This window comes from Nocardioides eburneus, assembly GCF_040838215.1.
GTDB lineage: Bacteria > Actinomycetota > Actinomycetes > Propionibacteriales > Nocardioidaceae > Nocardioides > Nocardioides eburneus.
The window spans coordinates 1-17,274 of sequence record NZ_JBFPJR010000006.1; the positions used below are offsets into that span (position 1 = coordinate 1).

Sequence of the window (17,274 nt, forward strand, 5' to 3'; positions counted from 1 at the left end):
ACGCCTCCCTGCGCCGCGCCGCCTCCGGCGCGACACCCGACCCTTCGGGCCCCGACGTCGCGCCCTGGCGCCGGGTCTGGGCCGCGACCGAGTCGCCGGACGTCGAGCCGGGCAAGATCCGCGCCTGGCGCCGTTGAGCCACGGGGCACGCCGAATTGCGCGTTGTGACGGGTTGAGTTGCGCGTTGTGACGGCTCGAGTTGCGCATTGTGACGGACCGACGCACCACAATCGACGACTCGGCCCGTCACAACCAACGACTCGACCAGGTGGGACTCAGCGGTCGTCGGTCCAGCGCAGGATCGCGGCGACGGGCTGACCCCCGAGGACGTTGCCGGGAAGCGTGGTGACGTCGGCGTCGGTGGCGATCGCCGCGGCGATGAGGGCCTCGTCGGCACGCACGGGCCGGAGGGGTTCCGGGCCACCGAAGGCGAGGCCGGGGTGGTCGGCCGGGTTGAGCGTCACCTCGGAGAGCGCGGCCGGGTCGACGACGAGCGTCTCGACCTGTCCGCGGACGAGTGCGTCCGCCACCGGACCCACGCCGGCCGCGCCGGTGTCACCGCGTCCGAGCGCCTCGCGCAGGCGATGGGCGAGCTCGCTGCGTCGCCGGACGACCTCGCCGAGGAGCGCTTCGCGGATCGCCTGGTGGAGCGCCTCGTCCCCGCCGTCCTCGGTGCGCTGGCCGGAGGTGAGCTCGACCACGGTCGCGGGCAGGTCGGCGAGGGCCTTGCGGACCAGGCCGACCGACGTCGGGTCGCCGCCGAGGAGGACGGTGGGATGACCGTGGGCGCGCACGAGGCGCTCGACCTCGGCGGCCACGTCCTCCGCGTTCTCCTTCCAGGTGTTCTCCGTGGTGCGCTGGACCTCCAGCGAGCCCCAGCCGCCGACGGGCATCTGATGGACGAACTCCAGGTCCTCGCCACCCGCGCTGGTCGTGACCTCCGGCTCCGGCAGGTCCGAGTCCCACAGAGAGATGTCGCCTCCTTCGTGGTCGACGAGGGCGAGCACGAAGGGGAGCGTCGCGTCGCGGTGCGCGACCCAGGCCATGAGGTCGGGGAGCGCGTCCCAGGTGGCGACGGGCTGGTCGACCCGGGTCAGCGCCACCTCGTCGTACGCGATGCCCTCGGGTGTCGCGACGACGATCCGGCCCGTCGGGGACGGCTGCCGCACGATCTCGCCGAGCCGCTCCGCGACCAGGTCGACGACCTCCCGGGGCGCGCCCTGCTCGCTGAGTTGCTCGCAGGCCGCGCGGACGCGCAGGTCGTGCTCGTGACGGCCGTTCTCGGTGTCCTGGCTGACGTCGGCGAGGACCGTGGCGAAGGGGCCCGCGCCCTGCAGTGCCGAGGTGAGAGTCGTGGTGTCCATGGCTCCCCGGTCTCCGTTGGAGGCGGTGCGGAAACCCGGCCGGTGGGGTACCTCCCGCACGACACTGCCGCACGGCCAGGAGGCGCCCCGTGACCAGCCCATCCGTACTCGTCCGCGCCGCGGCGCGCGGCCTCACCGGCGCGATGATGATGAGCGCCCTGCGCCAGGTGACGGTCCACCTCGGCCTGCTCAAGGAGGCACCTCCCGAGACCATGGTGCGGTCGGCAACGCCGGAGACGCTCGACCGACCGGGCGACGGGCGGCGGACCGCGCTCACCGAGCTCCTGCATTGGGCGTACGGCGCCGGCGGCGGCGCCGCCTTCCGACTGCTGCCCGACCGGCTGCGCGCGGTGCGCGGCGCGGGGGCGGCGTACGGCCTGGCGCTCTGGCTCGGGTATGAGCTGGTGCTTGCGCCGGCGCTCGGCGAGAAGCACCCGACCGGCAAGGTCGTCGGCCGGGCGATGGTCGGCCTCGACCACCTTCTCTACGGCGCGGTGGTCGCCGAGCGCTTCCCACCACGGACGTGACCACCTCGGCGCGGCCGTTCGTCGCAGCGGCGCGACCGCCTGCCGCCTCTGTGTGCGGGAGGTCACACGCCTGACTCTAGAGTGACGGTCGTCATCGCCCGGCGATCCCGCCCAGGAGGTTAGGCCTGTGTTCGTTCCGTTCAGCGTCTCCGACTTCATCGACCGCGCGGCCCAGGTGTACGGCCGACGCGTCGGCGTCTACGACGAGCCGATGCAGCCGGCGCCGCCGCTGGCGTCCCAGGCGGCCGGAGGCACGGGCCTGACGTACGCCGAGGTCGGCGACCTCGCGGAGAGGATGGCGGCGCGCCTCGACGAGCTCGGGATCGGCGTGGGTGAGCGGGTGGCGATGGTGAGCCACAACAGCGCCCGACTGCTCACCGCCTTCTTCGGGGTCTGCGGCTCGGGCCGGGTGCTGGTTCCGGTCAATTTCCGGCTCCGCCCCGACGAGGTGCGCTACATCGTCGAGGACAGCGGCGCCCGGGTCCTGTGGATCGACCCGGAGCTGGACGAGGCGCTCGCCGACGTGACGGCCGAACACCGGTTCGTCCTGGGTGACGACGAGGCGCTCTTCGCCGCGCCGGGTGCCGTGGCCCGGCCGTGGGAGCGGGACGAGAACGCGACCGCGACGATCAACTACACCTCCGGCACGACCGCGCGCCCCAAGGGCGTCCAGCTCACCCATCGCAACATGTGGACAGACGCCGTCACCTTCGCGCTCCATGCGGGTCTCAACGACCGCGACGTCTACCTCCACACGCTGCCGATGTTCCACGTCAACGGCTGGGGGATGCCGTTCGCGACCGCCGGTCTCGGGATCCCACAGGTCGTCCTGCGCAAGGTCGACGGTGCCGAGATCCTGCGTCGCGTGCGCGACCACGGTGTCACGGTCATGTGCGCCGCCCCGGCGGTGGCCGCAGCCGTCCTCGACGCCGCGCAGACGTGGGAGGGCGAGATCCCAGGCCGCGACCGGGTCCGGATCATCATGGCGGGCGCTCCGCCGCCGACGAAGACGGTCCTGCGCGTCCAGGAGGAGCTGGGCTGGGAGTTCATCCAGATCTACGGTCTCACCGAGACCAGTCCGCTGCTGACGATCAACCGCGTCCGTCAGGAGTGGGACGACCTCCCCGCCGAGGAGCGAGCCGTCAAGCTCACCCGCGCCGGCGCACCCACCATCGGCACCCGCCTCGCCATCGGCGAGGGGGAGCACGCCGGTGAGGTGCTCGCGCGCAGCAACACCGTGCTCGACGGCTACTGGAACAAGCCCGAGGAGACCGAGAAGGCGCTGGCCGACGGATGGTTCCACACCGGTGACGGCGGGGTGATCGACGCCGACGGCTACCTCAGCATCACCGACCGCAAGAAGGACGTCATCATCACGGGCGGTGAGAACGTCTCCTCGATCGAGGTCGAGGACGTGCTGTTCAGCCATCCGGCGGTCGCCGAGGTCGCCGTGATCGGCGTGCCGAGCGAGAAGTGGGGCGAGACCATCCGCGCGCTCGTCGTCCTGGCCGCCGGCAAGGACGCCTCGGAGACCGAGCTGATCGGCTGGTGCAAGGAGCGGCTCGCGGGCTACAAGGCGCCGACGGTCATCGAGTTCCGCGAGTCGCTGGCCCGGACGGCGACCGGGAAGCTGCAGAAGTTCAAGCTGCGGGCGCCCTACTGGGAGGGGCGCGGCCGCCAGGTCAACTGACGACCACGCAGGGGGCGGCCGACGTCGCCGTCGGCCGCCCCCTGAGTGTCGTGGTCCGGACGAGAGGCCCGGACGATCCGGGTCAGATGACGCCGAGCGCCAGCATCGCGTCGGCGACCTGGGTGAACCCGGCGATGTTGGCGCCGGCGGCGTAGTTGGCCGGTGTGCCGTACTCCTCGGCGGTCTCCAGGCAGCGGTCGTGGATGCCGCGCATGATCTCGGCGAGCCGCTCCTCGGTGTGCTCGAAGGTCCAGGAGTCGCGCGACGCGTTCTGCTGCATCTCCAGGGCACTCGTCGCGACGCCGCCGGCGTTGGCCGCCTTGCCGGGAGCGAAGGTGACGCCGCGGGCCGCGAAGGCCCGCACGGCCTCCGGGGTGCACGGCATGTTGGCGCCCTCGGCGACGATGGTGCAGCCGTGGTCGGCGAGCGTGGCGGCGTCGTGGCCGTTGAGCTCGTTCTGGGTGGCGCACGGCAGCGCGATGTCGCAGGCGACGTCCCAGACCGAGCCGCCGGCGACGTACGACGCACCGGAGCCGCCGCGCGCCTCGGCGTACGCGCTGATGCGCTCGCGCCGGACCTCCTTGACCTCCTTGAGCAGCGCGAGGTCGATGCCCTTCTCGTCGACCACGTAGCCGCTGGAGTCGGAGCAGGCGACGACGGTGCCGCCGAGCTGCTGCACCTTCTCGATGGCGTAGACGGCGACGTTGCCGGAGCCGGAGACCACGACGCGCTTGCCGTCGAAGGATTCGCCGCGGGCGTTGAGGATCTCGGAGACGAAGAAGACGAGGCCGTATCCGGTCGCCTCGGTGCGGACCTGGGAGCCGCCCCAGGTCAGCCCCTTGCCGGTGAGCACGCCCGACTCATAGCGGTTGGTGATCCGCTTGTACTGCCCGAAGAGGTAGCCGATCTCCCGGCCACCCACGCCGATGTCGCCCGCGGGAACGTCGGTGTACTCCCCGATGTGGCGGGAGAGCTCGGTCATGAACGACTGGCAGAAGCGCATGATCTCGCCGTCGGAGCGGCCCTTCGGGTCGAAGTCGGAGCCGCCCTTCCCGCCGCCGATGGGCATGCCGGTGAGAGAGTTCTTGAAGATCTGCTCGAAGCCGAGGAACTTCACGATGCCGAGGTAGACCGAGGGGTGGAAGCGCAGGCCGCCCTTGTAGGGGCCGAGCGCGGAGTTGAACTCGACGCGGAAGCCGCGGTTGATCTGGACCTGCCCGCTGTCGTCGACCCACGGCACCCGGAAAATGATCTGCCGCTCCGGCTCGCACAGCCGTCGGATGACCTCGGCGTCGGTGTACTCCGGGTGCTTGGCCACCACCGGGCCGAGGCTGTCGAGGACCTCGTGGACCGACTGGTGGAACTCCGTCTCGCCGGGGTTGCGGCTGAGCACCTCGTCATAGATGGCGAGCAGCTTCTCGTCGAGCGCGGGCATGGAGCCCCTTTCGGGCACGGGGACAGGGCAGGATGGTGCTACGGAAACGAAACCGAACCGTAACAAGCCCGAAACGAGCGGTGCGCGGCGCGTCGGATCCCGAGAAGGTGACGCGTGGCGTGGGGCGTCGCGCCGAGCGATGCCTGGCTGTGTTCTCGCCATGGCTAGCCTTGCGACCATGCCGACGCTCTCCGAGGTCATGGCCCTCCTCGACGGGTGGTACCCGCCCGCGACCGCCGACTCCTGGGACGCGGTGGGGCTCGTGTACGGCGACCCGGCCGCGTCGGTCTCGAAGGTGATGTTCGCCGTCGACCCGGTCCTCCCGGTGGCGCAGGAGGCGGCCGCCTGGGGCGCCGACCTGCTCGTGGTCCACCACCCGCTCTTCCTCAAGCCTGTGCACGGCGTCCCGGCGACCACGCCGAAGGGCCGCACGCTGGCCACGCTGACCGCTGCCGGCTGCGCGCTGCTGACCGCCCACACCAACGCCGACCAGGCGGTCGGCGGCGTGTCGGAGGCGATGGCGCTCGCGCTGGGCCTCCGCGACCTGCGGCCGCTCCTCCCGGCCGCTGCGGGTGACACCGGGCCGCTCGACAAGCTCACCGTCTACGTCCCGGCCGCTCAGGCCGACGCGGTGCGTGACGCGCTGGCGGACGCGGGGGCGGGCCGGATCGGCGACTATGACTCTGCGTCGTTCTCCTCGCCGGGCGAGGGCAGGTTCCGCCCGCTCGAGGGCGCGCGGCCCACGATCGGCAGCGTCGGTGGTCTCGAGGTCGTCGACGAGGTCCGGGTCGAGTGCGTGCTCGCGCGGTCGCTGCGCAGCCGGGTGGTGGCGGCCATGCTGGCCGTGCATCCCTACGAGGAGCCGGCGTACGACGTCGTCGAGCTCGCGCCTGCGGCCCCGGCGGCGACGGGGACGGGCCGGGTCGGCACGGTCGCGCCGACGACCTTGCGTGGCTTCGCCGAGCGCGTGGCTGAGGCGCTGCCGGCCACGGCGGCCGGGATCCGCGTCGCAGGCGACCCCGACCGTCGGGTGGAGCGGGTTGCGCTGTGCGGCGGCGCGGGGGACTTCCTGCTCGACCGGGTGGCGAGGAGCGACGCCGACGTCTACGTGACGAGCGACCTGCGCCACCACCCCGTGAGCGAGTTCGCCGAGAAGGACGGGCCGGCCCTGATCGACGTACCCCACTGGGCGGCGGAGTGGACCTGGCTGCCGGTCGTGGAGGCGCGGCTGCGGACCGCGTTCGGCGAGGCGGGAGGCGATACGGTGGACACCCGCGTCAGCACCACCGTGACCGACCCGTGGACCTTCCGGATCTGAGGAGCACACCCTGAAAGCCGACCCCTACGCGCAGCTCAAGCTGCTGGACGTCGCCGAGCTCGACGCTCGCGCGCACCAGCTGCGTCACCGCCGCGCCCACCTGCCCCAGACGGCCGTGATCGATGAGCTCCGAGCGACCCGCAAGCGCCTCGACGACCAGGCGCGCGATGCGCGGGTCGCCCGCGACGATCTCGACCTCGCCCAGCGCAAGGCCGACAACGACGTCGAGGCGGTGAAGACGCGGCGCCGCCGCGACCAGGAGCGGATGGACTCCGGCGCGGTCAGCAACCCCAAGGACCTCGCCCGCATGCAGCAGGAGCTGGCCTCCCTCGAGCGGCGCATCAGCGTCCTCGAGGACGAGGAGATCGAGGTCATGGAGCAGCTCGAAGCCGCCCAGTCCGCGGTGGCCGACCTCGAGGCCCAGCTCGCCGACGTCGACGCGAAGCTCGCGGTCGCCGAGGAGGAGCGCTCCGCCGAGGTCGCGAAGATCGACGAGGAGCTCGCCGGCGTCGAGGCCGAGCGCGGGCCCGCCGCCGAGGGGATGCCGGCCGACCTGATGACGCTCTATGACCGGCTCCGGGAGCAGAAGGGCGGCATCGGCGCCGCGGAGCTCCGCGCTCGCCAGTGCGGCGGCTGTCGGCTGACGCTCGACCCGGCCGAGATCGCGCGCATCCGCTCCCTGCCCAGCGACGAGGTCGTGCGCTGCGAGGAGTGCTCGCGCATCCTGGTGCGGACCTCGGAGTCGGGGCTCTGACCCTGTGTCGGTGCGCAGCGTCATCATCGAGGCGGACGGCGGCTCCCGCGGCAACCCCGGCCAGTCGGCGTACGGCGCCGTCCTGAAGGACGCCGAGACCGGCGAGGTCATCGCGGAGGACGGAACCACGATCGGGGTCGCCACCAACAACGTGGCGGAGTACCGCGGCCTCATCGCCGGTCTCGAGCTCGCCCGCGAGTTCGCGCCCGACGCCGAGATCGAGGTGCGGATGGACTCCAAGCTCGTCGTCGAGCAGATGTCGGGACGCTGGAAGATCAAGCATCCCGACATGCGGCCGCTCGCGCTCGAGGCGAACCGGCTCGCGCCGTTCGGGACGACCTTCACCTGGGTCCCGCGGGAGCGCAACAAGCACGCCGACCGGCTCGCGAACGAGGCCCTCGACGGGCTGCGCAGCGGCGTGACCGTGGCCGGCGGTGCCGACGAGTCGCTGGTCGCCGAGGTCGAGTCGCCCTCCCGGGCTGAGCCGCGCCGGGAGGCGGCGCCCGCGCCGCAGCCGCCCGCGCAGGGCTGGGGCAAGGCCGGTGGTCCAGCGACGACGCTCATCCTGTTGCGTCACGGCGTCACGCCCCACACGCTGGACAAGCGTTTCTCCGGCGGCCTCGGCGGCGCCAACCCGGGCCTGTCCGACGACGGTCGCGCCCAGGTGCGGCTCGCCGCGGAGTGGCTCGCGCCCGCGGCCGAGCGGGTCTCGGCCGTGGTCGCGTCCCCGGTCCGCCGCACCCGGGAGTCGGCCGAGATCGCCGCGGCGGTCCTCGGCGCCGCGGTCGTCGAGGAGCCGGGCTTCGCCGAGACGGAGTTCGGCGCCTGGGACGGGCTGACCTTCGCCGAGGTGGGGGAGAAGTACCCCGACCAGATAGCGGCCTGGCTCGGTTCGCTCGACGTCGCACCGGAGGGCGGCGAGTCGTTCCGGGCGGTGGAGGCGCGCGTCCTCGCCGGCCTCGACCGCGTCCTGGAGACGTACGCCGGCCAGGCGGTCGTCATCGTCAGCCACGTCACGCCGATCAAGATCCTGGTTGCCCGGGCGCTCAAGGCGCCCCTGGAGGCGGTCTACGCGATGGAGCTCTCGCCCGCGTCCGTCTCGGTCGTGGCGTTCTATCCGGACGCCAGCGGCGGTGCGCCGCGGGCCTCGCTGCGGCTCTACAACGCGCTGCCGCCCGAGCGCGACGCGTTCTCCGCGGCCGCCACACAGTGGTGACGCGGGCGCCGGGCGTCGGGCGTCGGGCGTCGCGCGTCGGGCGTCGCGCGTCGGGCGTCGGACGCGGCCGCTCAAACTGTCACGGTGACCGTCTGGTACGAAGGTGACAGTTCGGGAGTGTCACGGCGCACGCGAACTGTCACCGTGACACTTTGCGGCGCCGAGGTGTGCTGGGCTCAGAGCTCACTGACGACCACGTCGAGCTGGGTGCCCTTCGCCGTCGGATCGCCCTGCTCGACGGCCCAGCCGAGGTCGCGGAGCGCCTCCGCCAGCGCGGCCGGGGTGCGCGGCGCGGCGCCGGCCTCGAGGAGCGCCCGGACGATGCGGCCCTTCGTGGCCTTGTTGAAGTGGCTGACCACCGTGCGCCTGCCGTCGACCTCGTGCAGGACCCGCACGGTCGCCGTCCGGGCGGCGATCTCGCCCTCGGGCCGCCAGAAGGCGGCGTACGTCCCCGACCGGAGGTCGACGAGCAGCCCGCGCCCCAGCGCCTCGACGACCCCGGGACCGAGGTGGCGGCGCCAGTGGGCCTGGACACCGCCGAGACCTGGCAGCGTGGTGTCACCGGAGAGCCGGTACGCCGGGATCCGGTCGCCCAGGCCGACCAGCCCGAACACGCTGCTGGTGACCATGACCCGGCCCGCGGCCCGACGCTTCGCGGCGGTCGAGAGCGTGGCGGGGTCGAGGGCGTCGTACACCACACCGGTGTAGATCCGGTCGGCACGCGCCGTCGGCGCTTCCCGCAGGGCCGCGTTGAGATCCACCAGCTCGGGCTGTGTCTTCGGGATGCCCAGCACGTCCACGGCCTTGACCGGATCGGCGGCGCAGAGCTCGACGAGCGCGTCGATGACCTCGGCACGCGCAGGGGTCAGGACCGGCAGCGACAGCGAGCCCAGATCGAGCGGGGCGCCGCGACGCGGCGCTGTCTTGCCCTCGGACGGCGGGAGCAGGATGAGCACGGTGCAATATCGTGCCGGTATGCCTTCGAACCGCGTCATCCGGGTCGCCCGCGCCGACGACGGCGTCGCCGCGCAGAGTCTCCGCGAGGGGATCGCCGCCATTCAGGAAGAGCTCGGGGTCACCCCTGCCTTCCCGCCCGAGGTCGAGGAGGCGGCGGTGAAGGCCGCGGCACAGCCTCGGCTGCCCGAGCTGGACCGCACCGACCTGCCGTTCGTCACCATCGACCCGCCGACGTCGATGGACCTCGACCAGGCGCTCCACCTCGAGCGCGACGGCGACGGCTACGTCGTGCACTACGCCATCGCCGACCTGGCCGCCTTCATCAGCCCCGGTGACCCGGTCGATGTCGAGGCCCACAAGCGCGGCGAGTCGCTCTACGGTGCCGACTCCAAGATCCCGCTGCACCCGACGGCGCTCTCCGAGGGTGCGGCGTCGCTGCTGCCCGACCAGGTCAGGCCGGCGCTGCTGTGGACGATGCGGCTCGACGCCGAGGGTGAGCTCACCGGGACCCACGTCGAGCGCGCACTGGTGCGCTCGGTCGCCAAGCTGGACTACGCCGGTGTCCAGCAGATGTTCGACAAGGGCGAGTTCGAGGGTGCGTACGCCGACTCGCTCCCGCTCCTGGAGACGATCGGCGAGCTCCGGATCGCGAAGGAGGTCGACCGCGGTGGTGTGAACCTGCCGTTGCCGGACCAGGAGATCAGCGTCGAGGGCGACCGGTGGAGCCTGGAGTTCCGCGAGATGCTTCCGGTCGAGGAGTGGAACGCCCAGCTGTCCCTGCTGACCGGTTTCGGTGCCGCGGACCTCATGGTCTATGCCCGCGTCGGTGTCCTGCGCACGCTGCCCCCGCCGGACCCGCACGACATCCAGCGGCTGCACCGCACCGCTCGCGCGCTCGGGATCGACTGGCCGGCGGAGATGCTCTACCCCGACTTCATCCGGACGCTCGATCCCGCGAACCCGACCCACGCGGCGATGACGGTCGCCTGCACCCGGCTGCTGCGAGGCAGCGGGTATGCGACCTTCGACGGCGAGCTGCCGGCGCTGACCGAGCACGCCGCCCTGGCCTCGGAGTATGCCCACGTCACCGCGCCGCTGCGCCGGCTCGTCGACCGCTACGCCGGCGAGATCTGCGTGGCGCTCTGCGCCGACCAGCCCGTGCCGGAGTGGGTGCGAGCCGCGCTCCACGAGTTGCCCGACACGATGCGCGGGTCGGGGCACCGGTCCGCGGCCTACGAGCACGCCGTCGTCGACCTCGTCGAGGCCGGCGTCCTCGCGCCGAGGCTTGGCGAGTCCTTCGCCGCCGTCGTCGTCGACGTCGAGGAGAAGGAGCCGGTCCGTGGCTCGGTCACCGTCCAGCAGCCCGCGGTCGAGGCGCCGGTCGTCGGCACGGAGCCGCTGCCGCTCGGCACCGAGGTCGAGGTCGTCCTCGCCACCGCGGACGTGGCGGCCCGGAAGGTCTCGTTCACCCTGGCCTGACCCTCGCGCCGAGAGGTCACCGATTCGCCTCCGAGATGTCGTGACCCCGGAATGCATGACGTCTCGCGGAGAACGGGCGACGTCTCGCGGGGGTCAGTCTCCGGTGGCGACGGGGAGGTCGAGGTTGCTCCACTGTGACCACGAGCCCGGGTAGAGCGCGGCGTCGATCCCCGCGATCGCGAGGGCCGCGACCTCGTGGGCGGCGGTGACGCCGGAGCCGCAGTACGCCGCGACCGGGCGCGACCCGTCGGCGCCGAGGGCCGCGAACCGGGCACGCAGCTCCGCGGCGGGCAGGAAGCGCCCCTCCGGGTCGAGGTTGCCGGTCGTCGGCGCGCTCACCGCACCGGGGATGTGCCCGGCCTTGGGGTCCACCGGCTCGGTCTCCCCGCGGAAGCGCTCGGCCGCGCGAGCATCGACCAGCACGCCGTCGTACGCCTGGACCTGGCCGAGCTCGAGCGTCGGCAGCGCGCCGCCGGCCAGGGTCACGTCACCCGGCGTGGGGACGACGTCGTCGGTGGTCAGCCCGCCGCCGGCGGCGACCCACGCGGGCAGCGCCCCGTCGAGAAGGCGTACGTCGGCGACGCCCGCCCAGCGCAGCAGCCACCAGGCTCGGGCGGCCGCCAGGTTGCCGTGACCGTCGTACACGACCACCGACGAGCCGTCCCGCACGCCCCAGCGGCGCGCCGCCGACTGGAGGTCGTCGAGCGCCGGGAGCGGGTGCCGGCCGTCGGTGGGCGCGCCGTGGGACGCGAGCTCGGTCTCGAGGTCGACGAAGACCGCGCCCGGCACGTGGCCGGTCAGGTAGGCGGCGTGGCCGTCGAACGGCGGCCCGCCGGCAGCGGTCAGCTGCCAGCGGACGTCCAGCACGACCGGTGGAGTGTCGGAGCCGAGCGCCTCGGCGAGTTCGGCGGGGGAGATGAGGACGGGCACGAGGCCACCCTAGGACCGACGGGTGAGGGTCCGTCCCACAGCCTGGCGATGCATTAACGCGGGCGTAACACGACACGCCACGTCCTGAAACACGCGCTGTTGACAGTCATGAGCCGTGCCTTCTGCGTCCGTGACCGCCCTGTCCGCCCTCGCGACCACCGCACCGTCGCAGATCGACGCCGGCGACACCGCCTGGCTGCTGGCCGCCGCTGCGCTGGTGTTGCTGATGGTGCCGGGCCTGGCCCTGTTCTACGGCGGCATGGTGCGCGCGAAGAGCGTGCTCAACATGATGATGATGACGTTCGTCTCGCTCGCGGTCATCACGGTCGTGTGGGTGCTGGTGGGCTACTCGCTGGCGTTCGGCGACGACGTCGGCGGTGGCCTGCTCGGCGACCCGCACCAGTACGCCGGCCTCCGCACGCTGCTCGACGGCGGCGGCTGGCTCGGCGTACCCCCGATCCTCTTCGCCTGCTTCCAGGGCCTCTTCGCCGTGATCACCGGGGCGCTGGTGTCGGGCGCGATCGCCGACCGCGCGAGGTTCGGGTCGTGGGTGGTCTTCGTGGCGCTGTGGACCGTGCTCGTCTACGCCCCGGTCGCGCACTGGGTGTTCGACACGAGCCGCGCCGGTCACGTCGGTGGCTGGCTGGCCAACCGGGTCCATCTCGTGGACTTCGCCGGCGGCACCGCCGTCGAGGTCTGCTCCGGGGCGTCGGGGCTGGCGCTCGCGGTCGTGCTCGGCCGGCGGGTGGGCTTCGGCAGCGACCCGATGCGCCCGCACAACCTCACCCTCGTCATGCTCGGCGCCGGCCTGCTCTGGGTCGGCTGGTTCGGCTTCAACAGTGGGTCGGCCTTCGCCGCCGACCGTACGGCGGCCAGCGTCTTCGCCACGACACTGGTCGCGGGCGCGGCCGGCACGCTCGGCTGGCTCGCGCTCGAGCGGGTTCGCGACGGCCACGCCACGTCGCTCGGCGCCGCCTCCGGCATGGTGGCCGGGCTGGTCGCGATCACGCCCAGCTGTGCGGCGGTGACGCCGCTCGGCGCGATCGTGATCGGCGGAGCCGCGGGCGCGATCTGTGCGCTCGCGATCGGTCTGAAGTACCGCTGGCGCTACGACGACTCCCTCGACGTCGTCGGGGTCCACCTGGTCGGTGGCCTGGTCGGCACCCTCGGGGTCGGGCTCCTCGCCAGCGCGGGCGCCCCGTCCGGCGTCGACGGGCTACTCTACGGCGGCGGGCTGACCCAGCTGGGTCGCCAGCTGGTCGGCTGTGCGGCCGTGCTGGTCTATGCCTTCGTCGTCTCAGGCGTCCTCGGACTCGTCATCCGCAAGGTCATGGGCTTCCGCATCCATGAGGATCACGAGGTCAGCGGCATCGATCAGATGGTGCACGCGGAGTCGGCGTACGACATCCACAGCGGCGCCGGCTCCCGGACGAGCGTCCTGCACGGCGCTCACCTACCGCACCGCGACTGAGGGGGCGCGGCGCCCGGCGGCCGCCACCAGAGCGGCCAGCTGGCGGCGTGCGCGGCGGCCCTCCGGAATGGCGCGGGTCATCCAGACGTGGAACATCGCCGGGGTCTCGTGCACGTGGACCATGGCGTCGACCTCGGACATGCGACGCACCAGGTCGTCGACCGCGGGGCGCAGGATGTCGCGGTCGCCGATGAAGACGTCGAGCGGGGGAAGGACGCGCAGGTCGCCGTCGAGCGGGCTCACCGCCGGGTCGGCAGGGGAGTGACGTCCGGCCCACCAGCGACCGGCCGCGCGCAGGCCCGACTCGGCCAGCATCGGATCCGTCGCCTCCAGGTCGGCCACCTCCGGCTGCGACAGCGTGGCGTCGAGCCACGGGCACAGCGCCACGACGCGCTCGGGCGCCTGTCCGTCGCCGGCCAGCTCGCGGGCCATCGTGATCACGAGCGCGCCGCCCGCGGAGTCGCCCATCAGGACGGTCGGCACGCCGTCCTCCCGACGCGTCGCGCGCTCGACCTCGAGCAGCCAGGGCAGACCCTCGTCGACCGAGTGGTCAGGGGCCAGGGGATAGGTCGGTACGACGACCTCCGCGCCGCCGCGGACCAGCGACCGCACCAGGCGCCAGTAGTCCGGGGTCAGCGGGTGCATGTAGCCGCCGCCGTGGACGTAGAGCACCCGGGCCGTCGGTGCCTGGCGCTCCGCGCGCCGGCGTACGCGCCACACGGGGCGGTCGGAGGAGCCGACGGTCACCGTCTCGACCCGCGTGACGAGCCGGGTCCACCGCGAGGGCGGGCTGTCGCCGGACCGCTGCCGCTTGCGTGCGGTGGCCAGGGTCCGGCGCGAGCCCTCGAAGGCCGACTTGTCCCGCATCGCCCGCATGGCCAGCAGATAGCACCGCGTCCAGAGCGTGGCCGGACGCCGGTCGACGTCCCAACGCACCGACATGGTCTCCTTCCTCCACGGCGGTCGGTCCGCCGGGTGCGGCGAGGTACCCGTGGTGCGGCGTACCCAACCGCTCGCTCAGCGGCTCACCCGCCGGCGCCGCGCAGGTCGATGGCGAGCTTGACCGCCCCGTGGCCGAGGTCGCGGGCGACGGCCATCGCCTCCGGGACCTGCTCGAGGTCGTAGACCGCGCCGAGACAGTGGTCGACGTCGATGACGCCGGTGTGGATCTCGCGGACCGCGTCGTGGAACGCGACCAGACCCGGCTCGGCCTGAGCGCCTCCCGACCACTGGATCCGGACGAGCTTGCGGAACGCGTCGTTCTGCGAGAACGGCGTGGCCTCGAGACGCTCGGGGAAGCCGAAGCAGCCGACGGTGCCACGGGTGCGCACCGCGGTGACGGCGTCGGCCCGACAGGCGTCGTACCCGGCCGCCTCGATGACGAGGTCCGCGCCGACGCCATCGGTGAGGTCGTGGACGGCGTCGACGACGGACTCCTGCGGGGCACGGACGGTCACGTCGGCGCCGAGGCGTCGCGCGATCGCGAGGCGGTGGTCGTCGAGGTCGGAGACCACGACCTGAGCGAAGCCGAGGCGGCGCAGCTGCTGCAGGAAGAAGAGGCCGGCCGAGCCCGCCCCGATGACCGCGGCCACACCGGTCTCGACACCGGTGTTGCCCTTCTCGGGCCAGATCTGCCGCATCGCGTAGACCGTCGTGCCGTACTGCTGCGCCATGAGCAGACGGGCGGGATCGCCGCCGTCCGGCAGCGCGACGAGATAGCGGTCGGAGATGAGCTGGTACGCCGCGAAGCAGCCGCCGGCGCTGCCGACCGGCACGGTGAGGACCCGCCGACCCACCGGGAACGCCTCGGAGCGGCTCTCGACGACCGTGCCGACGCCCTCGTGGCCGGGATAGCCAGGTCGGCCCAGGAGTGCCTCGGTGTGGAACCCGTGGAAGAGGGTGTGGACGTCGGAGCCGCAGATCGAGCCGCGCTCCATGCGGACGACGACGTCGCCGTCCTCGGCCACGGTCGGGTCGGAGAAGTCGCGGACCTCGATCACGCCCGGACGGCTGATGGTGGCTGCTCTCATCGGTGGTTCCCCGCTCTCACGCCGGATGTCCGGGCTCGACGTCGTCGACGCCCTGGTAGGTCAAGGTCTCATCGCTCTCGCGCTGCTCGTCGGTGTGCTCGGCGACGGGCGCGAGGAGGTGACCGACGTGGTCGCCGAGCGGGAGCCGCTCCAGGACCCGCCCCACGACGTAGCGCGGGAGGTCGTCGAGCAGGGGCACGCCGCCGGGGCCGGGGTGCCAGCGCACGTCGGCGAACTTGTCGACCTCGTCGCCCGTCTCGCCGCCGAAGCGGGCGGCGAGCGGGTGGTCGTCGGCGCCCAGCAGGTGGACGGCGAGGAGATCCGCGCGCTCGGCGACGCGCAGCGTGTGGTTCGCCTCCGACAGGCAGACCAGCAGCCTCGGCGGATCGATGCTGGCCTGGGTGGCGAACCCGACCAGGCAGCCCGCCCGCTCGTGCCCGTCGTACGCCGTCACGACGAAGACCGGGTAGTCCAGACCCTCCACGAACGCGTCGAACTCGTCGGTGCTCAGCGGTCTCATGGCCATGCCCATGCCCGATCCTCTCCGCCTGCAGTCGTCCCGGGGTCGATCGTCGCAACGTACGCCGCCGGGCGCAGCCCACGTTCTGATCTGCGGCAGACCTTCTGGGCCGACTCTTCTGGGCCGACTCTTCTGGGCCGACTCTTCTGGGCCGACTCTTCTGGGCCGACCGGCCAGGGGGCAGCATGGCCTCCATGGAGGTTCTCGCCGGACGTGTGCTGCTGCATCCCGCTGATCCCGAGCGCTCCTGGCGGTTCTATCGCGACGTGCTCGGGCTGGCGGTCTACCGCGAGTTCAGCGGCGGGATCGTCTTCTTCCTCGGCGGCGGCTTCCTCGAGGTCTCCGGGGAGGGCGCGCGCGACGCAGGGACGCCCAACCTCGACCTGTGGCTGCAGGTCCGCGACCTGGCCGCCGAGCACGAGCGTCTGGCCGCGGCGCAGGCCACGATCCTGCGCGAGCCGCGCCGCGAGCCCTGGGGCCTGCTCGAGATGTGGGTCAGCGACCCCGACGGCGTACGCCTCGTGCTCGTGGAGGTGCCGGAGGATCACCCGCTGCGTCGCGACACCCGTCCGACCTGATCCATCGCCGGGGCCCGCGGGTAGTGGCCGGTCATGTGACCGGGTAACGCTCGGAGAGAGGCGCCGAGCGAGGAGGACGAGGTGGTCGTCGCCGTCCTGTTCGCCGTCGCGGCGGGCGCCTGCTTCGCCGTCGCGAACCTGGTGCAGCAGCGGGCGTCGCGCACACGCCGCCCCGGCCCGCTCTCGCCGCGGCTGGTGCTCGAGCTGGTCCGGAACCGCACCTGGCTGCTCGGGCTCGGGCTCGTCGCCACGTCGTACGGCCTGCAGTCGGTCGCGCTGTCCTTCGGCCCGCTCGTCCTCGTGCAGTCGATCATGGTCAGTGAGATCCTCGTCGCCGCGCCCGTGTCGGCACGACTGCACCACCAGCGCGTCGGTGTCCGGTTGGTGCTCGGCGCGGGTGCCGTGGCGATCGGTCTCCCGCTCGCCCTGGTCATGACGTCGCCGTACGGCGGCGACCCGGCCGCCTCGAACGGTGCGTGGCTGCTGACGGTGGCGGCGGTCGGCGCGGTGGCCGCGCTCGGTGTCGTGGCCCGCGGACTGCTCCACGGCGTGGCTCGCGCCTCGGCCCTGGCCTTCTCCGGGGCGGTCGTGATGGGCAGCCAGTCGGCGCTGCTCGACGTCAGCCTCGTGCACCTGCGCCAGGGGCCGGTGGCGGTGGTCACCGCCTGGCAGAGCTATGTCCTGGTCGTCGCCAGCCTGCTCGGCGGCTGGCTGATCCAGGCGGCCTACCGGGAGGGGCCGCTCGCGGCCAGCCTGCCGATGCTCGACGCGGGGGAGCCCCCCGTCGCCGCGCTCATCGGCGTCCTCGTCTTCGGCGAGCGGCTCCAGACCGGCCCGGTCCGGCTCCCGCTGGCCGTCCTCGGTCTCGTCCTGGTGATCCTCGGCATCGTCGCCGTCGACACCTCGCCGACGGTGCAGCGCGTCGCGCGCGACGAGCGTCGGGACGAGCAGGGCACCTCCGAGCCGGACCCGAGCATCGCAGGCGGCTGACGTACGCCGCCCGGC

Annotated in this window: 16 protein-coding genes; 9 read left to right on the top strand and 7 right to left on the bottom strand. The window is 72.9% G+C overall.

Annotated elements, in window-relative coordinates; translation table 11 throughout:
- Positions 1-275: 275 nt before the first annotated feature.
- On the bottom strand, positions 276-1,364 hold the full coding sequence (locus AB3X52_RS04625; RefSeq protein ID WP_367991764.1) for a baeRF2 domain-containing protein: 1,089 nt from the start codon (positions 1,362-1,364) through the stop codon (positions 276-278).
- 89 nt (positions 1,365-1,453) lie between these two features.
- Here AB3X52_RS04625 and AB3X52_RS04630 point away from each other — a divergent pair, with 89 nt between their 5' ends.
- Both AB3X52_RS04630 and AB3X52_RS04635 read left to right on the top strand, forming a co-directional pair.
- Complete coding sequence (locus tag AB3X52_RS04630) at positions 1,454-1,891, top strand: hypothetical protein (RefSeq protein ID WP_367991765.1); 438 nt, start codon at positions 1,454-1,456, stop codon at positions 1,889-1,891.
- A 127-nt stretch (positions 1,892-2,018) separates the two neighbouring features.
- Positions 2,019-3,581 carry an AMP-binding protein gene (locus AB3X52_RS04635; RefSeq protein ID WP_367991767.1) on the top strand — a complete coding sequence of 521 codons (1,563 nt, stop codon included), beginning with the start codon at positions 2,019-2,021 and terminating at the stop codon, positions 3,579-3,581.
- Between the two features lie 82 nt (positions 3,582-3,663).
- Here the strand turns inward: AB3X52_RS04635 and gdhA are convergent, their stop codons facing one another.
- Positions 3,664-5,016 carry an NADP-specific glutamate dehydrogenase gene (gdhA, locus tag AB3X52_RS04640; protein WP_367991769.1) on the bottom strand — a complete coding sequence of 451 codons (1,353 nt, stop codon included), beginning with the start codon at positions 5,014-5,016 and terminating at the stop codon, positions 3,664-3,666.
- A 178-nt stretch (positions 5,017-5,194) separates the two neighbouring features.
- On the opposite strand from gdhA, the gene AB3X52_RS04645 reads away from it, so the two are divergent.
- From AB3X52_RS04645 to AB3X52_RS04655, 3 genes are read left to right on the top strand one after another with little or no spacing between them, the layout of a single operon-like run.
- Positions 5,195-6,334, top strand: a complete 1,140-nt coding sequence (locus AB3X52_RS04645) for a Nif3-like dinuclear metal center hexameric protein (RefSeq protein WP_367991771.1) — start codon at positions 5,195-5,197, stop codon at positions 6,332-6,334.
- Between the two features lie 43 nt (positions 6,335-6,377).
- On the top strand, positions 6,378-7,088 hold the full coding sequence (locus AB3X52_RS04650; protein WP_437440534.1) for a zinc ribbon domain-containing protein: 711 nt from the start codon (positions 6,378-6,380) through the stop codon (positions 7,086-7,088).
- Between the two features lie 10 nt (positions 7,089-7,098).
- The gene (locus tag AB3X52_RS04655; protein ID WP_367991774.1) at positions 7,099-8,304 is read left to right on the top strand and encodes a bifunctional RNase H/acid phosphatase; all 1,206 of its coding nucleotides are present in this window, start codon (positions 7,099-7,101) and stop codon (positions 8,302-8,304) included.
- Positions 8,305-8,480: 176 nt separating this feature from the next.
- Here AB3X52_RS04655 and yaaA read toward each other — a convergent pair whose 3' ends face one another.
- Entirely contained in the window at positions 8,481-9,260 is a 780-nt protein-coding gene (yaaA, locus tag AB3X52_RS04660; protein ID WP_367991776.1) for a peroxide stress protein YaaA, read from the bottom strand.
- Between the two features lie 19 nt (positions 9,261-9,279).
- Here yaaA and AB3X52_RS04665 point away from each other — a divergent pair, with 19 nt between their 5' ends.
- Positions 9,280-10,740 carry an RNB domain-containing ribonuclease gene (locus AB3X52_RS04665; RefSeq protein WP_367991778.1) on the top strand — a complete coding sequence of 487 codons (1,461 nt, stop codon included), beginning with the start codon at positions 9,280-9,282 and terminating at the stop codon, positions 10,738-10,740.
- A gap of 93 nt (positions 10,741-10,833) precedes the next feature.
- Here the strand turns inward: AB3X52_RS04665 and AB3X52_RS04670 are convergent, their stop codons facing one another.
- Positions 10,834-11,670 carry a sulfurtransferase gene (locus AB3X52_RS04670; protein ID WP_367991780.1) on the bottom strand — a complete coding sequence of 279 codons (837 nt, stop codon included), beginning with the start codon at positions 11,668-11,670 and terminating at the stop codon, positions 10,834-10,836.
- Between the two features lie 115 nt (positions 11,671-11,785).
- On the opposite strand from AB3X52_RS04670, the gene AB3X52_RS04675 reads away from it, so the two are divergent.
- Positions 11,786-13,141, top strand: coding sequence for an ammonium transporter (locus AB3X52_RS04675; RefSeq protein ID WP_367991782.1), 1,356 nt, complete (start codon positions 11,786-11,788; stop codon positions 13,139-13,141).
- Here the strand turns inward: AB3X52_RS04675 and AB3X52_RS04680 are convergent.
- From AB3X52_RS04680 to AB3X52_RS04690, 3 genes are all read right to left on the bottom strand, one after another.
- A complete protein-coding gene (locus AB3X52_RS04680) occupies positions 13,124-14,083 on the bottom strand; it encodes an alpha/beta hydrolase fold domain-containing protein (RefSeq protein ID WP_367991784.1) in 960 nt (319 codons plus the stop codon). The genes AB3X52_RS04675 and AB3X52_RS04680 overlap by 18 nt on opposite strands.
- A gap of 83 nt (positions 14,084-14,166) precedes the next feature.
- A complete protein-coding gene (locus AB3X52_RS04685; RefSeq protein WP_367991786.1) occupies positions 14,167-15,171 on the bottom strand; it encodes a zinc-binding dehydrogenase in 1,005 nt (334 codons plus the stop codon).
- A 16-nt stretch (positions 15,172-15,187) separates the two neighbouring features.
- Complete coding sequence (locus AB3X52_RS04690) at positions 15,188-15,697, bottom strand: flavin reductase family protein (protein WP_367991788.1); 510 nt, start codon at positions 15,695-15,697, stop codon at positions 15,188-15,190.
- Positions 15,698-15,885: 188 nt separating this feature from the next.
- Here AB3X52_RS04690 and AB3X52_RS04695 point away from each other — a divergent pair, with 188 nt between their 5' ends.
- Positions 15,886-16,269, top strand: a complete 384-nt coding sequence (locus AB3X52_RS04695; RefSeq protein ID WP_367991790.1) for a VOC family protein — start codon at positions 15,886-15,888, stop codon at positions 16,267-16,269.
- An 81-nt stretch (positions 16,270-16,350) separates the two neighbouring features.
- On the top strand, positions 16,351-17,259 hold the full coding sequence (locus AB3X52_RS04700; RefSeq protein ID WP_367991791.1) for a DMT family transporter: 909 nt from the start codon (positions 16,351-16,353) through the stop codon (positions 17,257-17,259).
- Positions 17,260-17,274 lie beyond the last annotated feature (15 nt).

Coding starts and splice junctions, on each gene's coding strand:
- AB3X52_RS04625 (WP_367991764.1), bottom strand. CDS start 1,364: ATGGACACCACGACTCTCACCTCGGCACTGCAGGGCGCGGGCCCCTTC.
- gdhA (WP_367991769.1), bottom strand. CDS start 5,016: ATGCCCGCGCTCGACGAGAAGCTGCTCGCCATCTATGACGAGGTGCTC.
- AB3X52_RS04645 (WP_367991771.1), top strand. CDS start 5,195: ATGCCGACGCTCTCCGAGGTCATGGCCCTCCTCGACGGGTGGTACCCG.
- AB3X52_RS04665 (WP_367991778.1), top strand. CDS start 9,280: ATGCCTTCGAACCGCGTCATCCGGGTCGCCCGCGCCGACGACGGCGTC.
- AB3X52_RS04680 (WP_367991784.1), bottom strand. CDS start 14,083: ATGTCGGTGCGTTGGGACGTCGACCGGCGTCCGGCCACGCTCTGGACG.
- AB3X52_RS04685 (WP_367991786.1), bottom strand. CDS start 15,171: ATGAGAGCAGCCACCATCAGCCGTCCGGGCGTGATCGAGGTCCGCGAC.
- AB3X52_RS04690 (WP_367991788.1), bottom strand. CDS start 15,697: ATGGCCATGAGACCGCTGAGCACCGACGAGTTCGACGCGTTCGTGGAG.
- AB3X52_RS04695 (WP_367991790.1), top strand. CDS start 15,886: ATGGAGGTTCTCGCCGGACGTGTGCTGCTGCATCCCGCTGATCCCGAG.